The organism is Lysinibacillus sp. FSL M8-0355 (assembly GCF_038008985.1).
GTDB classification, from domain to species: Bacteria; Bacillota; Bacilli; order Bacillales_A; family Planococcaceae; genus Lysinibacillus; species Lysinibacillus fusiformis_D.
In genome coordinates, this window is sequence record NZ_JBBPAI010000001.1 from 698,269 (window position 1) to 716,591 (window position 18,323).

The window sequence follows — 18,323 nt, forward strand, 5'->3', positions numbered from 1 at the left end:
CCCGCATTCGAAAAATACAAACAAATCTATAAAAAATGGCTGCCTCGTTTCTTAGGAGGCAGCCATTTACTATTATTTCACGGTATTGATGAATTTTATATAATCCTTACTAATATAGGCAGGTTCAGTGTGTAATTTATCTGAAACAACTTGATACCAACCATTCGCTCCTGTATCTGTGACAATGACGGGCATATTACTTTTGCTAAATGTGAACAATGGACTTTGACTTGTTGATGCGTCTGCACGAACATTTAGACCAGCTGTTGTAGTTAGGGCAATTTTATAAGGGTTATTTGCATCTTTAAAGCCTAAAGCCTTTTCTGCACGATAGTAGTGTCCAGCAATTTTAGCGCCCCAGAATGGATCTGAAGCGTATTTTACATTGAAACCGATAGCCTTAGAACCAACCACTGCACCATTCGTATAACGTCCTCCTGGTGTAATATAATTTGGCTGTAAGAACCTTTCAACAAGCTCATTAATGTTTGCACCAACACTATCAAACTTTTTGTTTAGTGGGTTTGTGTCATAGACATATAAACCAAATAGATTGTTCAAGTTTTGTGCATGATCACTCATACCATAAGCACTCTCATGCTGTGCTAGAGATAAAATAAGCATAGCATTAATATGGGCATTTGCCTCTACTTCCTTTAACACAGAGCCTAAGCCAATTAATTTACTTTTTGTTGTTGCATCCTTATAAATGGTAGCACCTGAGCTTTCAACTTCCGCTAATTTTTGCAAAATATATTGATCTAGCTCTTCTGCTGTATATTGAGTTGTCGCACGAGCGGGTAGGAATTGATAGTAATTATAGCCTTCTCCTTTTGAAGAACCATTGGCATTTGTAAAATTAATGCCATCCCAGCTAAAGTATTTTTCGCCTTGCTTCATAAAGCTAGGAGCCTTACCGTACACGTAACTAGAGGAATACTTATTCGTTTTATAATCATATAGGGTATGCTTGATTTCACCATTTTCATTTGAATAGAAAGAACGTCCCTTCACTAATGCAGAAGGAATTAAGCTAACGTCAGCCTGTTTTAAATAGCCTACATGACCAGCTAAGCGTACTTTTACTTGTGTGGCATCACTGCCTAGATACTCCATTTCTGTATTACCAGCAACAGCGATTTGATCCTTAATTGTTTCAGAGTTCAGTGCAACGTAATTATTCGTTACAACATAACCCGAAGTCATTTTTATAATTTTATTATTTTGAGTAATCACTAACGAATTACTTGTCATCGCTTTTTCAGCTGCTTCAAAGGTAGGAAGGCTTTGCTTGTCTACTAGATTGCCATTTGAAATTTCTTTGATGATATATGCTGTAGTATTACCGTTATTCCCAGTATTTTCGTTGTTACCAGCGTTTCCATTATTATTGCCATTATTCTCTGAGTTTCCGTTGTTTTCGTTATTCTCAGTATCCATTTGATCGGCAAGAAGAATTAAACGTAGAATGAATGTTGAAGCTTCACCGATAGTGGCATTGTCTCTAGGTAAAAACATGCCATTAGAGCTTCCTTTAATCAGTCCTAATTGTGCACCAATGGCAATATCCTGACGGAAATCTTTAAAAATAGTGGCATTGTCTTTAAATGTAATAGAAGAAGTACCTTTTGGTATTTTTAAATAATCCACCGCTCTAATTAGCATAACTGCCATATGCTCTCTTGAAATGCGTGCGTCAGGCTTAAAAGAGCCATCTGTATACCCTGTGATAATTCCAGCAGTAGCGGCAAGCTTAATTTCATTTGCATATAAATAGGTGTCTGAGACATCTGTAAACGTCATGTCGCTTTTTGTACCTAAATCTAAAGCTTTTGCTATGTATGTGGCAAATTCACCGCGTGTAACCGTGTCATTTGGACGATAGCTGCCGTTTGCATCTTTAATCAATGCATCTTTAGAGATTAAATAACGCAAGCCACTTTCGTGCATATGGCCTGATAGCTCATCAGCATTGGCCGATTGGGGTTGCCAAATGACTACACTAATAAGCATCATAAGCAACATAAAAATTGATCGTTTTTTCATAGTTTTACCCTCCTAAACTGATATCATTTTAACAAAGTTATACAATCAAGTTAAGGGTCAAATGTTAGAAATATCATAAAATATGCCAACGAATTCTAGGAAATAAGTAGTCTTTTCGTTTTTGTAGAAAGATTTTGTATGGAATAAGGGAGGGGGAGTGAATCAAAATTCATATGAGTTTCTTCTATTATATAGTGGTTTTCTGTTTAGCCCAAAAAATAATGCCGCCCATTGTTTGGAATGGACGGCATTTTTGAAAAATATTAAAGCATTTCTGAAGTTGTTTTTGCTTGCATATGCAGTTGTAGGTAGTCTGGTCCACCTGCTTTTGAGTCTGTACCTGACATGTTGAAGCCACCAAATGGTTGGTAGCCAACGATGGCACCTGTACAGCCACGGTTGAAGTAAAGGTTTCCTACATGGAATTCTTCACGTGCTTTTTCTAAGTTCACACGGTTTTTCGTGATGACTGCACCTGTTAAACCGTATTCTGTATCGTTCGCAATTTCAATAGCGTGATCGAAATCTTTTGCTTTTGCGATTGCTACCACTGGCCCGAAGATTTCTTCTTTCATAATACGTGCAGAAGGTTCTACGTCTGCGAACACAGTTGGCTGTACGAAGTAACCAACTGAATCATCTGCTGTACCACCAGCCACTAGACGACCTTCGCCTTTACCGATTTCGATGTATTCCGTAATTTTGTTGAATGCCGCTTGGTCAATAACTGTTGCCATGAAGTTGCTGAAATCTGTTGGATCTCCAACTGTTAAAGCATTTGTTAATTCTTCTACACGATTAACAACTTGCTCATATACATCTTCTACGATGACTGCACGAGAACAGGCTGAACATTTTTGACCTGAGAAGCCAAATGCTGATTTGACGATTGATTGTGCAGCTAATTCTAAGTCTGCTTCTTTATCAACTACGATTGTATCTTTTCCGCCCATTTCAGCGATGACACGTTTAATCCAAATTTGACCATCATTTAATACAGAAGCACGTTGGTTGATACGTAAACCAACATCACGTGAACCTGTGAAGCTGATGAAGCGTGTTTTTGGATGATCGACTAAGTAGTCGCCTACTTCAGCACCAGAACCTGGTACGAAGTTCACGGCACCTGCTGGAAGACCTGCTTCTTCTAATACTTCGATAAATTTATACGCCACTACTGGTGTTGTAGAAGCTGGTTTTAATAAGACTGTGTTCCCTGTTACTAAAGCGGCCACTGTTGTACCAGCCATGATCGCAAATGGGAAGTTCCAAGGAGAAATAACGATACCGATTCCTAATGGAATATAGTCATAACGGTTGTATTCGCCTGGACGGCTTTCTACTGGTTGACCGCCTTTAATGCGTAGCATTTGGCGACCATAGTATTCCAAGAAGTCGATTGCTTCCGCTGTATCTGCATCTGCCTCTGCCCATGGTTTCCCTGCTTCTTTTGTTAATAATGCAGAGAATTCATGTTTACGACGACGAATAATAGCTGCTGCTTTGAACAAAACGTCAGCACGAATCGCAGGGTCAACTTTTTTCCATGTTTTGAATGTTTCATCCGCTGCTTGCATCGCTTTTTCAGCTAACTCTTTGCTTGCTTTTGACACACGGCCGATCACTTCTGTTTTCTTTGCAGGATTGTACGAAACGATTTTATCTTCTGTTGTAATGCGCTCGCCACCAATAATTAGTGGGTAGTCTTGACCTAAGTAACCTTCAACTTTATTTAAAGCCTCCACATAAGCATTGTAGTTTGCCTCTTGTGAAAAATCTGTGAATGGTTCGTGTTTGTATGGAATCATGTCAGTTTCCTCCCCATGGATAAGTGATGCCAAATGATTATGCACCTTTTAAGAATGTGATAATTATATAATGCAATATAATTTGGCATTAATCAACTCAAATCTTAAAACTTTTTCAATTTTTGCATCTGTTTTTCGTATTGGTGTTAGAATAAGCTTAATGGAATACAGGAGGACAAGATGGATAATAATGTACTACAAAGTATTTATAAATATGTCATTGAAAAAGGTGATATGGGAATTTGCGTCGTAGATACGGATGGCAAGTTGCTCATATATAATAAAAAAATGAGGGAATTAGAAGGTGTTAACGAAGATGAGTTTGAGGAAAGACGAGCCTTAGAGATTATTGATTTTGAGATTGAAAAAAGTGATATTTATAAAGTCCTCAGCTCTGAAACACCCATTTACAATATCAAAAAAACGTATTGGAATAAAAAAAATCAAGAAGTGACCTATATAAGCAATATTTATCCGTTGCACTATGAAGGTGCTTTGGTGGGGGCTGTGGAATTTGCGCGAGATATTACACAGCTTGAATATATGATGTATCAGCCATTAAGAAGATATGGCGCACCATTGACATTTGACATTATCACGGCTGTATCACCAGTCATGAAGGATGTTATTGAAAAAGCAAAGATTGTAGCGCTAAGTAGAATGCCTGTTGTCTTAATAGGGGAATCAGGTACAGGCATTGATATGGTGGCTGAGGGAATTCATCATGATCTAAAGGTTCAAAATGATATGTTTATTGCTTTAATTTGCCGTCGAGACGAAAAAACGGTTTTAAAGCAATTTGAAAAATATATTATTGAAAAGGAAAAAATCACTTTTTTTGCAGAGCGTATCGAATATTTATCGCTTGAAGCACAGGAAAAGATTGTTGAGCTTTTTAATAATCACCCAAATCATCAGCATGTTCTAATCGCTAGTGTTGGCAAAGACCCAATTGATTTAATTCAAAAGCAAGAGCTATCTAAAAAGCTGTATCGACTTTTTTCTGGCATCACAATATATGTACCACCTTTACGAGAAAGAAAAGAGGATATCATGCCCTTTATCGATGACTATTTCAAACGGCATCGTGATAGCTTTGGCTCATCGATTCAAGGGCTTTCAGAAGAAGTGCGTGAAACCTTTTTAAAATATGATTGGCCAGGTAATCTAAAGGAATTGGAAGTTCTATTGGATGAAATTACGTCGTTGATTACCAATGAAATGATTGTGGAGTCACATATGTTGCCTGTCCATTTCAAATGGAAAATCCAAAGCTCATGTGAGGAAACGGAAAAAGAAGTATCTACGAGTGACTTGTTTGTAATTAAAAATCAGCAGGATATCCGACCGTTAGACGTCTACATGAAAGAGGTAGAGGAGTACTATATTTCGAAGGCGTTAGATTTTCATCAGGGGAATATTTCTAAAACTGCTGCGGCATTGGGGATTCGTCGTCAAAGCTTACAATATCGCGTTAAAAACTATAAGCTCAATAAAAAAAGCGAAAACATTGATTAACGATGTTTTCGCTTTTATTGTTGATTTGATGGATAGAATCACTAAATTGATGGATAGAGCTATCTAACTGATGGATAGACTCCCAAAAGTGACGGATAGAACTATCTAACTGATGGATAGCATCTAGCTTGTAATGATTATTTTCCTTTTTTTGAAAGGCGACCAAGAGCAAATGCCGCAGCTCCTAAGCCGATTGCCATATTTGTTTTTTTATTAAACACTTGTTTTGTCACAAGTGCCACATTTTGTGGGCGTTCTGCTAAACGGCGCATAAAGTAACCGTACCAATCGTTACCAAATGGTAGGTATGTGCAGAAGTTAAAGCCTTCACGTGCAAGATCTAGCTGCATTTCTTTACGGAAACCATATAGCATTTGGAATTCGAATTTTTCATTTGGAATATTATGTTGTTTCACAAATTGTTTTACATGGTTAATAACATTATGGTCATGTGTAGCAATCGAAGTAAATTTACCATGTAATAAATGATACTCGATTAGTTTTAAATAGTTGCGATCAATATCACCTTTTGATTGATATGCTACATTTTCTGGCTCTTTGTAGGCACCTTTAACGATTCGTAATCGGAAGTTTTTGTATTTCTCAATATTTTCTTCTGACTCGAAGAAGTAAGCTTGAATAACTGTACCTACGTTATCAAACTCTTTGTGTAGTTCCTCTAATAATTCAAAAGAGCTGTGTAAACGTTCGTAGTTTTCCATATCGAAATTTACGAAAATGTTATATTGATGTGCCAGAGCCACGATTTCTTTTAAGTTTTCGTAGCAAAATGCATAATCAATATCTAAACCTAATTGAGAAGGTTTAAGGGAGATGTGAGCATCAAGCTTTTCATCATGAATAGCTTGAACAACAGCTAAAATATTATTTTTTGCAGCTGTTGCTTCTGATTTTTCGTAGACGAATTCGCCTAGATTATCGACTGTACATGAAATATTAGCATTGTTTAATTCTCTAATCGATTGCACAACTTCAGGTAAGCTTGTTCCAGCAACTACACTTTGAGCACCCATTTTTAGACCATATTTTTGTGCAGCGCTATTTAATAATTTGTTTTCTGATAAGTAAATGAAAAAATCACGTAATACCATCATATGCCTCCAAAATTGAAAATTTTAAATTCTTGGCGATTATAACACTTTTTTTGAAAAGTAAAATGGCTAGATTTTTAGAAAAAATTTTTTTGAAGAAGCGATAAGGGGAGAAAACTATTGTATTGATTGACTTTTGAAAGTGAAAAAAACAAATAAAAAAAATTTTTTCAATAAAAGGGACTTTTCAAAATAATAGTTTTGAATTATGTTGAAAGGTATGTGTATGACACAAAGTATGTAATTGTTGATGGAATTTTCTGATATTTCACCAAGGTGCTCAATTGATTTTTGAGTCCTTTTAGTATTTTAATATAATGTTAAAAGTAATTATCTTTAGAAGAAATTCTAAGATAATTACTTTTTTATTTCCATTATAAATATCATATTAATAGTAGTTCATAGTAAAAAAAAAGTGGGTGTATTATAATAGAATGGTGTATAATCATGGATAAAATATGTACAATTTGTGAAGATATAGTTACTTTTGATTTGTAATACTGAAGGCAATATGACTACTTTAAACTAAGATAAGGTGGAAAGTATGGCAAGAGGCAGAAAATTTAATTCAAATGGAGAGCGAAGCAAACAAATATTACTTGAAAAAGCGATAGAGCTATTTTCTGATAAAGGTTATTATCAGACAAAAATTAGTGACATTGTAAAGGCTGCCAATGTAACACAGCCTACTTTTTATCTGTATTTTAAAAGCAAGGATGCCCTTTATAATGATTTAAATATACAATTCCAAAGTGGATTTTTGGAAGCGCTGGAAAGTCAATCAACTGAAATTGTTGAAAACGGCTTAATAGGATTTGTCACACTGTTAGAGCAAAAGTTATTAAACTTGTTCGTTTATATTACGGAAAATCCCAAATTGACAAAAATCGGTTTTATCGAATCAGAGCAATCCCATATAGTGAAAACACAACTGACACAGCAAATTATCCACCTAATTTATCTTCATGATTGCGACAAAGATTTGCAGATGTATAGTGTGGATATGAAAATAATGATAGACAGCTTAGTCGGATCAATGGAGCGACTCATCATAATTTATTTATTAGAGCAAAAAAGATTACCTGCTGATCTGGCAAATGATATTATACAATTATATTTTGGGAAAACAAAAGAAACGATATAAAAAATCCTCTCATCGATAAAATGTCTATCGATGAGAGGATTTTTTACTGATTTATTTTTATATGCTGATAGTAGCCTTTTTGACTCTTGCTATTTGCATGAATAAGTAGCATATATTCTTGATCTGCTATTAAAGGTTTTGCTGGGGTAACGACAAGTGTTTGCCCTTCAACTTTAGCAGTCATAGATACTTCATTTGCCCCTAAAGCAACTAGTTGAACGTGACCTTTAGCAATTTGTGAAGAAAGAACTGCAGGGATTTTCACACTTACTTTTTCTTTTGTTACAGTATTCTTTGCAGTGGATAACTTTCTATATTTTGGATACTGTTCCTTTAGAGCATCAAAATGTGCTTGGAAAATAGGGGCTGATGTTGTTTGTATATTTGGCTTAACCCCTACTTCGTGAATAGTCTGACTAGCAGGTCCTGTAAATTTACCGACTGTTAGCTTTAAATAACTTCCATCATGTAAGGTATAAAAGCCTTGCATAGCACCTTTTCCATAGGTTGTTTCACCATATAATATAGCCGCCTTTTGGTCTTTTAGTGAGGCGGAGAGCATTTCAGAAGCACTAGCACTATAGCGATTCACGAGAATACGAGTATTTTTAGGAAACTTTGTGTCTTGGTGAACTGCTGGTATCGTGTAGGAGGCGTGTGCTTCCTCTAATAAATAGGCGATTTTAGCAGATGGGAATAATCCTGTCATTTCTTCCGCTGTTGTCACGTAACCCCCACCATTATTTTGTAAATCCAAAATGAACGATGTTGCACCACGTTGTTTTAAGTCAATAAGCGCTTTTTTGACAAGCTGTGCGCCATCTTCAGAAAAGGAAGCCAACGAAATATAGCCAACATGTCCAAACAGTAATTCAGATTGTACATTTGGTAATGTGAATTTTTTTCGTGTAATAGTTTTAGTTGTTGTCGTTTCATTACTATGCTTGATTGTAACCTTCACTTGGGTCCCTTCATTACCGATTAAGAGGGAAGAGGTTTCTTGTGTAGAGCGACCAATAATAGACTCATCATTAACGGCAATGATGATATCTCCAGCCTTAATACCAGCTTCAAAGGCGCCGCTACCTTCAATTACTTGTAAAATATGAATCCCATCTTCGTGTTCTTCAATTATAACACCAATCCCAATTGTTGATAGGTTAATGCTATTCATATAATCCTCAAATTCTTGCTTTGTAAAATAAGTGGAATATGGATCAAGCATCTCCATGATTTCTGAGATGGACGTGGCTTTCTCTAAGTTTCCATCGATTGTTCCAACATAAGTATTTTTAATGATCTCCTTCATTTCCTTCATAAGCTGTTGATCATTACTTGCAGCATGAGTAGCCGTGAAAGGAATTAGAAAGAAGGCTAGAACAAATACAAACGACCATATTAATTTTTTCATTGGACACCTCTTTTCTAGAACTCAAAAAAGGAATGCACCATGCTCATTAGGCTTTTAATGGATGGATACATTTTACAATTGAGTCTCTATTTTTATTATACATGAGCTGTAGGAATTGTGGGGGGATTAAATAAGTTAAAAGAATCTGCTTGTTATGAACAGCAAGCAGATTCCAATAAATTATTTTTTTATTTCGCTGAGGCGTAATTAGTTAGCTTATGAATCATAATGCCAATGAATGCGCCAACTATGGCTGGTAAAAGCCATCCTAAATTTTGCTCATACAGAGGCAATGCTTTTAGCATGTTTTCATACGGCGCAATTTCCACTTTCATTTCTTTTAAGCCACCATAAAGGCTAACAAGGAAAGTTGGAATGAGTGCTAAAATATAAACAATTTGTCCACCTTTAAAGAAATGATCCGCTAATGATAATACCATCAATACCATTGCCAGTGGATAAATGATTAACAGTACAGGTAAAGATGCACTAATAATCGTTGAAAGACCAACATTTGTAATAGCTGCACTAATAATAGTGAAGACAATCAAAAAAGTCTTGTACGAGATTTTTGGGAAGAGCTTGTGGAAATATTGGGCATTAGCAGTTAATAAACCGACAGCCGTTGATATACAAGCTAGTAAAATAGTAGCAGACAAAATAATACTTCCAAAACTACCAAAAAGCACTTCCGCTGATTTTGCAATAATATCTCCGCCATTGGCAGAGGCACCAATTGCAGTGATACTTGTATTCCCAATATGACCGAGTGAGATATAAACAAAAGATAAACCTATAGCTGCAACCACACCAGCAAAAATCGTCGTATTAACTTGCTTTTTCTTATCTGTCATGCCCATATCACGTAAAGCTTGTAAAATAACGATACCGAAAACAAGTGCACTTAGAACATCCATTGTTAAGTACCCTTGTACAAAGCCTTCAGCAAAAGGAGAGCTAATATATTTTCCTGCTGCTTCCCCTGGTTCTCCCATTGGAGAGATAAAGCTTTTGACAGCGAGCAATAAAATAACTAGAAGCAGGGCAGGTGTTAAGATTTTTCCTACTCGATCGACAAGCTTCGAAGGGTTAATAGAGAGATAAAGAATTAGGGCGAAAAATAAAATAGATGTGATTAAAAGCGGCGCCCAATGCCCCTTCATCGCTTCAGGAAGGAACGGTGCAATCCCTATTTCATAGGACACAGATCCAGTTCGCGGTACAGCGAAGAACGGTCCAATGGCTAAATAAACAATGGATGTAAAGATTACGCCAAAAGCAGGGCTAACACGATTGGCAAGCAGCTGTAAATCGCCTCCTGCTTTGGCGACAGCAACGATAGCTAATAGTGGTAAACCGACACCTGTTATTAAGAAACCGATCATAGCAACTGTGATATTTTCACCTGCTTGTTGACCTAATAACGGTGGAAAAATAATATTCCCAGCACCCAAGAATAAGGCAAATAATAGCAATCCTACTGCTAAATTTCCTTTGATGAAATGCAAGATGTTTTTCATAAGTATAAAAACTCCTTTAAGATTGAAAAGATAAAACTTTCTAAAAATTTTAAATACAGAAGTGTATGTTATCATAGGAACAAGAATCTGGCAATGAATATATTATTGCAATATAGTCGGATTTTGTCGTATTCTATAGGATTACTAAAATGTTTGAAAAATAGTCAGTATTTCCGATTTTTCATGAAGCAGTTATCTAGTATGATAGACACACAAGGAAATATTCTAGCACGAACGGAGGCAATTTGGTATGCAAAAGACAAAAAAATGGAGAATTCTTGTTTTAAGTACTATCGCAACTTCATTTTTAGCACTACAAACAGCAGAAGCAGCAACTTACACCGTACAAAAAGGCGATACTTTATCCAAAATCGCGCAACATCATCAAGTTACGATTGAGGATATTATGAAGTGGAATAATCTATCGAAAGATACGATTTTTGTAGCTCAAAAGCTTGAAATTCAAAAGCAAACAACGAGTGAGGGGACAAAACCTTCAACCCCATCAACATCTGTCAAACCTACTGCTGGCTCTCATACAGTAGCGAAAGGTGACACATTATCAAAAATTGCAAAGCAATATAATGTGTCAATTAAAGATATACAGGAATGGAACAAGCTTGAGAAAGACATAATTTACATTGGACAAGTACTAAAGATTTCTTCAGGAGCCGTGAAACCCGGGGGCGAATCTATACATAATAATGTGACTTCAGATACGGGCACACCATCCAAAGTGACAGATAAAGATCCTACAGCAAATGGACAAGCTATTTATAAAAAAACAGTTGAAGTGGCAAATACATTGGTTGGGACACCCTACCTATACGGTGGTAATACGCCAGTGGGTCTTGACTGCAGTGGATTTATTTTCTATGCCTTTAATCAAGGCGGATTAAAAATAGGAAGAACAAGTAGTGAGGGGTATTTTAATGGCAACACAACACTTGTGGAAAACCCAGTACCAGGAGATCTAGTTTTCTTTGAAAATACATATAAAGAAGGTATTTCTCATATGGGCATTTATATTGGGGATAATAAATTCATCCACGCGGGCACAGATGGCGTAGAAATTTCAGATGTTACTTACACTTACTGGTCTTCTAAACTAGTAGCTTATAAACGTTTTGATAGTGTGAAATAAAAAAGGAGTGATTTTTGCTTACGCAGAAATCACTTTTTATATGACATAAACAAACCCCCTTCTTAACGAAAGAAGGGGGTTTTGATGTTATTGTGTAACACGCGCTGTCCAACGGGAGAGATCAGCATCATTTGCATCAACAAGCTCTGCTGGGAAAACAAATGTCCAAGGCTTAGTTGAGTTTGGTTGCACAGTTAAGATTGGGTCCATTTTAAATGAGCCTTTGGCAATTTGTTTGCCTGTTGCATCAATAATTTCTAATGGCAATTGTTCAAGATTAATTGCTTTATTGTGGCCATTGCGGATAAAGATCGATACATTTAAATTACCATTTTCAGCTAGCTTTGCCTGTAAACCTGTGAAGTTTACCTCTGTTTCGCCTAGCTCTGGTAATGTTTTAACGATTTTTTCAAGCTCCTCTTTTTGAGCTGCTGGTAATTGCTTTTCCCAAGATGGATCAAGCTCTAATTGGTGTCCGCGAAGGGAAACAAGGTTAAAGGCAATTTTCCAGCCTTCTTCAGGAACCTCATCAACTTTGATGGTAGACTTGTCAAATTCGAATACCCATGGACGAGCACTTTCTGCTGGAATTGTGCCAAGTGCTTTAAAATCGAATTTTTTAGATGCTACAAGCTCATCATTTTTATCCATAATGAATAGTTCGATTTCACCTAGCTCAATCGCTTGTGGTAAAGATGAACGGAAAAATGCACGTACTAACCATTTTCCACCACGACCTTCTTCAATACTAATAGAAGATAGAGATAATTGATTTGGTTTCAATGGTTCTAGCTCATTAGCAAGGAAGTTAAAGATATATTTTTGCTCCTGAGGTACGTCCCATTCTGGATGGAAAGAAAGCTTTGTTTCAACATCACGGTTTTCACCTTTATTTGTAGAAACAGTACCTAGCAAGTCTTTTGAGTCAATTGTGTTTTCTTGAACGATTTTATCTGATTTTTTAAAGAATGAAAATAAGCCCATTATTGTTCCTCCTGCTGTGCTTCAATTGTTTTCATGAAGCTTGTAATTTCTATAATGATTGAACGACGTAGTTCTTGGAAATTTTTACCGAACAATTCCAGTCCTTCACGTTGATAAATTCGCATCGGATCTTCTTGTTGATAATGACGTAAGCCTATTCCTTCTTTTAAATGCGCCATGGCTTCCAAATGTCTTACCCAGCCACTATCGATGTAGCTAAGCATAACTTGAGGGATAGCTTGAAGTATTTGCTCATTTTCAGAGAATTTTTCGATTTTATTAAGTAGTTCTAGTTCAGATGGTTCGATATCTGCTAGTATCTGTTTAATTCTTCCGACCTCACGATCGATTGTAACAGGCGTAATGAATAGTGAGTTTAATGTTTGCTCCATACGATCATAATCCCATTCGATAGAAGAAACATCTTCTGGTGCAGCATCACGAACAGCAAAATCAACTGTTTCACGTAGCATTTTTTTCAGCTCGCCCATTAAGTCTTCACCAGCTAAAATTTTGTCACGTAATCCATAAAGAACCGTGCGTTGATCATTAATAACATCATCTAGTTTTAAGTTGTATTCACGCATGCCGTATTGAGAACCTTCCACAATGCGCTGCGTACGATCTATAAGCTCCTGCACCTCTTTGTTTTGAATAATGCCATTTTCATCTGTGACCATTTTTGCAGAGAATTTTTCAACTTCTTCTTTTGCGTAACGACGGAACATATCATCTTCAATAGAGAGAATGAAGCGGCTTTCGCCTATGTCTCCTTGACGACCTGAACGACCACGTAACTGATTATCTACACGTCGACTTTCATGCTTTTCTGTACCCATTACATATAAACCACCAAGATCATGCACTTCTTCCCCTAGCACGATATCTGTACCACGACCAGCCATATTTGTTGCTACAGTAATACGACCTTTTTGACCTGCTTGTGAAATAAGCTCTACTTCTTGCTCTACGGTTTTTGCATTGAGTAATTGGAAAGTTAATTTTTCTTTTTTTAGATAATCAGCAACCGTTTCGGACTGTAAGATTGATGTTGTACCAATGAGAATTGGTTGACCTTTTTCATGACGTTTTTTAGTCTCAGCTGCAACATATTTATATTTTGCCTCTTGGGTGCTAAAAATAATATCAGGCTGATCGACACGTTGACGTGGACGGTTGGTTGGAATTTGCACAACTTCCATACCGTACACTTCTCGAATTTCCTTTTCCTGTGTTTTCGCTGTACCCGTCATCCCAGAAAGTCTCGGATACATACGGAAATAGTTTTGAATTGTAATTTGCGCCATTGATTTATTTTCATCCGTGATGGTAACGCCCTCTTTGGCTTCAATTGCTTGATGTAAGCCATCAGAGAGTGAGCGACCTTCTAAAATACGGCCAGTAAACATATCAACAAGCTCAATTTTGTCGTTTTTAACGATGTAATCTACATCACGTTTAAACATGACGTGTGCACGAACTGCTTGAATCACATAATGGAAAAGTGTTTGATGTTCTAAATCATACAGATTATCAATATTGAAGGCAGCCTCAACCTTTTCAATACCTTTGTCTGTTAAGGAAGTAGCTTTTGTTTCTTCATCAAAATCATAATCTTCCTCGACTTTGAAACGTTTGGCTAGCATGGCAGCAATTTGATGTAATTCGTTATTCGATGCCATTTTACCTGCGATAATGAGAGGTGTTTTGGCCTCATCAATCAGGACACTATCTACTTCATCAATAATGGCAAAGTGATATGGTCGTTGAACCTTATCTGCTAAGCTATGGGCCATATTATCACGTAAGTAATCGAAACCGAATTCAGTTCCAACACCGTATGTAATATCTGCGTTGTAAGCTAATTTTTTTTCATCTTGCTCCATCATCGGTACATTTAAACCAACAGTTAAGCCAAGGAACCGATGGATTTGACCAACTAACTCATAGTCTCGTTTTGCAAGGTAATCATTTACTGTGATAACGTGAACGCCTTTACCTTCTAATGCTCGTACATAAGAGGGAAGGGAAGCAACGAGTGTTTTACCTTCACCTGTAGGCATTTCAGCGATATTGCCTTCAGTCAATACAAGACCACCGATAAGCTGTACATCAAAATGACGCATACCTAATACACGCTTTGAGGCTTCGCGTACAACTGCAAAGGCGTCCGGGATGATTGATGTAATAGGCTCACCTTGTTCTAATTGATTTTTGAAAATAAAAGTCATTTCTCTTAATTCAGCATCTGACTTGTTAACATACGTTTCTTCAAGATTATTAATTTGATCTACTATTTTATAGTAGCGCTTTAATTGACGAGCACTAGTTTGCTCTTTGTTACTTTTGAAAATTGAGAACATGAAATATACGCTCCTTTAAAGTTGTCTACATGCTAGACACTTCATTATTTTATCAAATTTTGCGAATGGTGACTACAATTGACTGTATAGGAATCTATGAATGCTAAAATGTACAAAATATTTGTGAAATCGTGGAAAATGTTTAGAAAAAGTATATTTCAATGCTTGTTCATGCTATAATCAATTTGGATTTCAATGTAGATTATTTATTTGAGGAGGAGAGACATGCTTTACGTGTCTTTAATAGCAGCGTTCGTTGCATCCATTTTGTTAACTCCATTAGTGAAACGTTTAGCGTTTAGAATAGGTGCTGTTGATGCACCAAACTACCGAAAAGTACATGCTCGAATTATGCCAAGACTTGGCGGCTTAGCCATTTTCCTTGCGTTTATAATTGGTGTGACGATTTTATATTCATTTTTAATCCATACTAAACATGGTAGTCCCGAATCTTTGTTAGCAATCATTATAGGTGCTTGTATTATCGTTGCCACTGGTGTTATTGACGATATGCGTGAGATTTCTGCCAAGGCAAAGATGATTGGTCAGCTAGGTGCCGCACTAATTGTTGTTTTTGTAGGTGGAATTCAAATTGAAATGGTTAACTTACCATTCTTAGGTACATTAGACTTTGGTTTACTAAGTATCCCATTAACAATTATTTGGATTGTTGGGGTTACAAATGCTATTAATTTAATTGATGGCTTAGATGGCCTAGCAGCAGGTGTTTCTACAATTGCACTCATTACATTAGCAATCATGGCGTTTATTATGAGCAATATGTTTGTTTTAGCGCTAGCAGCCATTTTAGCTGTAGCTTCACTTGGTTTCTTATTTTATAATTTCCACCCAGCGAAAATTTTTATGGGTGATACAGGGGCATTGTTCCTCGGATTTATGATTTCCGTGTTGGCATTACTTGGTTTTAAAAATGTTGCATTCGTAGCTTTAATCATCCCAATTATTATTCTTGGTGTACCGATTTCTGATACATTCTTTGCGATTGTTCGTCGTGTACGCATGAAGAAGAAATGGTCTGATCCAGATAAATCTCACTTACACCACCGTTTACTGGATATGGGCTTTACACATCGTCAAACTGTATTAATTATTTATGGCATCGCGATGATGTTTGGATTAGCAGCGATCATCTTCTCTATGGCAAAATTATGGGGAGCTATTTTACTTGTAGCTGTTATTTTAACAGCCATTGAAATCTTTGTTGAGGTCATTGGGCTAGCAGGTAAAAACTATAGACCATTATTAAACTTTGTACGGATTTTCAGTAAATAAAACGAAAGCAATCATACATTTTGTATGATTGCTCAGACTGTAGATAAACTCAAAAAAATTGAGATTATCTACAGTCTTTTTTTATTAAAACCGTCGATTGATGCTAAAGGCGGGGGCGAGTTGCTTCCCTCGCTTTGTTATTGCCACTACTTCGCACCAATCAGCTTCTACATAAAATACTTCATCGTGAACGATTAGAGATGTTAACGATCGATTAATAAGTACCTAAGAAGCATTTAGTACGAAAATGAAAGAAATCGCAACGAATATGGCGTATTGCCAATATAACCATGCATCACAATGTACAGAAAATAACTCATTCAACACCATATTTGGGAATTATATTTAGAGGAAGCTGAACATTTACGACATTCCTATGACAGCAAACCAATTTATGCAAAGCGCAAAGAGACGATTGAATGTGTCTTTGCGGACGCGAAGCAAAAGCATGGATTGTGATGGAAAAACCTTAAGAGATCTAAAAACATTGTTCATGCAGGTGAGGCTTACTTTTGCTGCCAAAGAAACTGGCTACTTGGATGTATAGCTTAAAAGAGCGCTTCTCAATGTCTTTCTTATTGATAAGCATAAATAGCAACTTTGAGTGAACCACATTACTGACGGACATTACCATTATAATGTATAGGAAATGGAAAGGGAGGAAAGCTAAAATAGGCTTGTTTAACTAGTTCATGACAGGGTAAATGAAAAGAGCAGTTTAATCTTTGGGGAAGTAATATAAAAAGCCCCTAGACAAGATGGCTTGTCTAAGGGCTTTGGAAAGTCATTACTGGTTATTCAACGGCTGAATTATCATCGCTTGCAGCACTGTCTGTTCCTGAAGTATTGCCACTTGTTAGGCTTGATGAACTTTCATTTCGTCCAAGATGGTTATTGAAGATTTCCTTCACTTCATCTACAGAATCCTGATTTAACTGATAATAATAAATACCAGTAGACATGTCATCTGTACCATCCAATGTTAAAGAGTCGATACGTGGAGCACCTTTTGATAAGTAAGATATGAAGGATTTCATTTCAGTGAATGTCATATCTGTTTTCATGTTATCACCAAGGGCTTTAATGACATCATCATACTTTGTGATGGAACCAACAGAAGCAACTTTTTTGATAATAGCTGAAAGAATTTCTTGTTGACGTTTACCACGCTCAATATCACTATCTTGCTTACGTGTTCTTGCAAGGGCAAGAGCCTCACTACCGTTTAAATGCTGTAAGCCTGGCTGTAAATTGATTGTGAATTTATCAAATTCATCTAATTCGTGTAAAGCATAAGGTACCTCTGCTTCAATACCACCGAGTGCATCGACAACGTCAATGAAGGCATTGAAGTTCATACGCACATAATAGTCGATTGGAATGTCAAATAGTTGTTCTACTGTTTCGATAGTAGTAAGTGTTCCACCCATTGCATGAGCATGAGTAATTTTATCTTTATAACCAACCTTAGGAATATAAACGTAAGAATCACGAGGAATACTTAACATTTTAATTGTATGTGTTTTGTTATTTAACGTAGCTAAAATAAGTGCATCGGAACGTGAGTTTTCAGAACCCTGTCCACGATTATCACTATCATCAACCCCGACAAATAAAATAGATACATTATCATGTACTGGCTCTACTTTTTCTTCTCGCTGAGTAGAAACCTGTCGACCTTCTAATTCCTCGTATGCTGAGTTTGCAGCATGCTCTACCTGTTTTGTAAGGTAAACACCATAAGCCGTTACACAAATCACCAAGCTGGCAACTAATAGTAGTGTAACTTTTATAATTAAGGAAGCTTTAGAAGATCTTTTTTTGTACGGTTTAACAGATCTTTTTTTCATATTAGATATATTCTCCTCTAATTATTGGGAATAATAATGCGATAAAGCTAAATTTTATTCAATTACAATAAAGCAAACGAATGGTCAATAAAAATAGCCTAACAAAAAAATTATACTATGCATATTTAGT

Annotated in this window: 12 protein-coding genes and 1 pseudogene; 5 read left to right on the top strand and 8 right to left on the bottom strand. The window is 36.4% G+C overall.

Annotation, left to right across the window (positions count from 1 at the left end):
• Positions 1-72: 72 nt before the first annotated feature.
• Complete coding sequence (locus MKY46_RS03280) at positions 73-2,046, bottom strand: S-layer homology domain-containing protein (protein ID WP_036124277.1); 1,974 nt, start codon at positions 2,044-2,046, stop codon at positions 73-75.
• Between the two features lie 263 nt (positions 2,047-2,309).
• On the bottom strand, positions 2,310-3,854 hold the full coding sequence (pruA, locus tag MKY46_RS03285) for an L-glutamate gamma-semialdehyde dehydrogenase (protein WP_036119871.1): 1,545 nt from the start codon (positions 3,852-3,854) through the stop codon (positions 2,310-2,312).
• 180 nt (positions 3,855-4,034) lie between these two features.
• On the opposite strand from pruA, the gene MKY46_RS03290 reads away from it, so the two are divergent.
• Positions 4,035-5,372, top strand: a complete 1,338-nt coding sequence (locus MKY46_RS03290) for a helix-turn-helix domain-containing protein (RefSeq protein WP_036121141.1) — start codon at positions 4,035-4,037, stop codon at positions 5,370-5,372.
• Between the two features lie 137 nt (positions 5,373-5,509).
• On the opposite strand, the gene MKY46_RS03295 is transcribed toward MKY46_RS03290, so the two are convergent.
• Positions 5,510-6,484 carry a proline dehydrogenase family protein gene (locus MKY46_RS03295; RefSeq protein WP_036121138.1) on the bottom strand — a complete coding sequence of 325 codons (975 nt, stop codon included), beginning with the start codon at positions 6,482-6,484 and terminating at the stop codon, positions 5,510-5,512.
• Between the two features lie 544 nt (positions 6,485-7,028).
• Between MKY46_RS03295 and MKY46_RS03300 the strand changes: the two genes are divergently transcribed.
• Positions 7,029-7,628: a TetR/AcrR family transcriptional regulator gene (locus MKY46_RS03300; RefSeq protein ID WP_036121135.1), complete on the top strand. Its 600-nt coding sequence runs from the start codon at positions 7,029-7,031 to the stop codon at positions 7,626-7,628.
• A gap of 43 nt (positions 7,629-7,671) precedes the next feature.
• Here the strand turns inward: MKY46_RS03300 and MKY46_RS03305 are convergent, their stop codons facing one another.
• Both MKY46_RS03305 and brnQ read right to left on the bottom strand, forming a co-directional pair.
• Positions 7,672-9,039: a S41 family peptidase gene (locus MKY46_RS03305; RefSeq protein WP_036121132.1), complete on the bottom strand. Its 1,368-nt coding sequence runs from the start codon at positions 9,037-9,039 to the stop codon at positions 7,672-7,674.
• Positions 9,040-9,227: 188 nt separating this feature from the next.
• The gene (gene brnQ, locus MKY46_RS03310; protein WP_036121130.1) at positions 9,228-10,559 is read right to left on the bottom strand and encodes a branched-chain amino acid transport system II carrier protein; all 1,332 of its coding nucleotides are present in this window, start codon (positions 10,557-10,559) and stop codon (positions 9,228-9,230) included.
• Positions 10,560-10,809: 250 nt separating this feature from the next.
• Here brnQ and MKY46_RS03315 point away from each other — a divergent pair, with 250 nt between their 5' ends.
• A complete protein-coding gene (locus MKY46_RS03315; protein WP_036121127.1) occupies positions 10,810-11,703 on the top strand; it encodes a C40 family peptidase in 894 nt (297 codons plus the stop codon).
• Positions 11,704-11,790: 87 nt separating this feature from the next.
• Here the strand turns inward: MKY46_RS03315 and MKY46_RS03320 are convergent, their stop codons facing one another.
• Entirely contained in the window at positions 11,791-12,687 is an 897-nt protein-coding gene (locus MKY46_RS03320; RefSeq protein ID WP_036121124.1) for an accessory Sec system S-layer assembly protein, read from the bottom strand.
• Complete coding sequence (gene secA2, locus MKY46_RS03325; protein WP_036121120.1) at positions 12,687-15,050, bottom strand: accessory Sec system translocase SecA2; 2,364 nt, start codon at positions 15,048-15,050, stop codon at positions 12,687-12,689. Before secA2 ends, MKY46_RS03320 begins: the two co-directional genes overlap by 1 nt.
• Before the next feature lie 225 nt (positions 15,051-15,275).
• Between secA2 and MKY46_RS03330 the strand changes: the two genes are divergently transcribed.
• Together MKY46_RS03330 and MKY46_RS03335 are read left to right on the top strand one after the other, a co-directional pair.
• Positions 15,276-16,343, top strand: a complete 1,068-nt coding sequence (locus MKY46_RS03330; RefSeq protein WP_036121117.1) for a glycosyltransferase family 4 protein — start codon at positions 15,276-15,278, stop codon at positions 16,341-16,343.
• A gap of 315 nt (positions 16,344-16,658) precedes the next feature.
• A pseudogene (locus MKY46_RS03335) lies at positions 16,659-16,951 on the top strand (transposase); the annotation flags it as partial.
• A gap of 186 nt (positions 16,952-17,137) precedes the next feature.
• On the opposite strand, the gene MKY46_RS03340 reads toward MKY46_RS03335, so the two are convergent.
• Positions 17,138-18,193 carry an LCP family protein gene (locus tag MKY46_RS03340; protein ID WP_036121114.1) on the bottom strand — a complete coding sequence of 352 codons (1,056 nt, stop codon included), beginning with the start codon at positions 18,191-18,193 and terminating at the stop codon, positions 17,138-17,140.
• Positions 18,194-18,323: the final 130 nt, after the last annotated feature.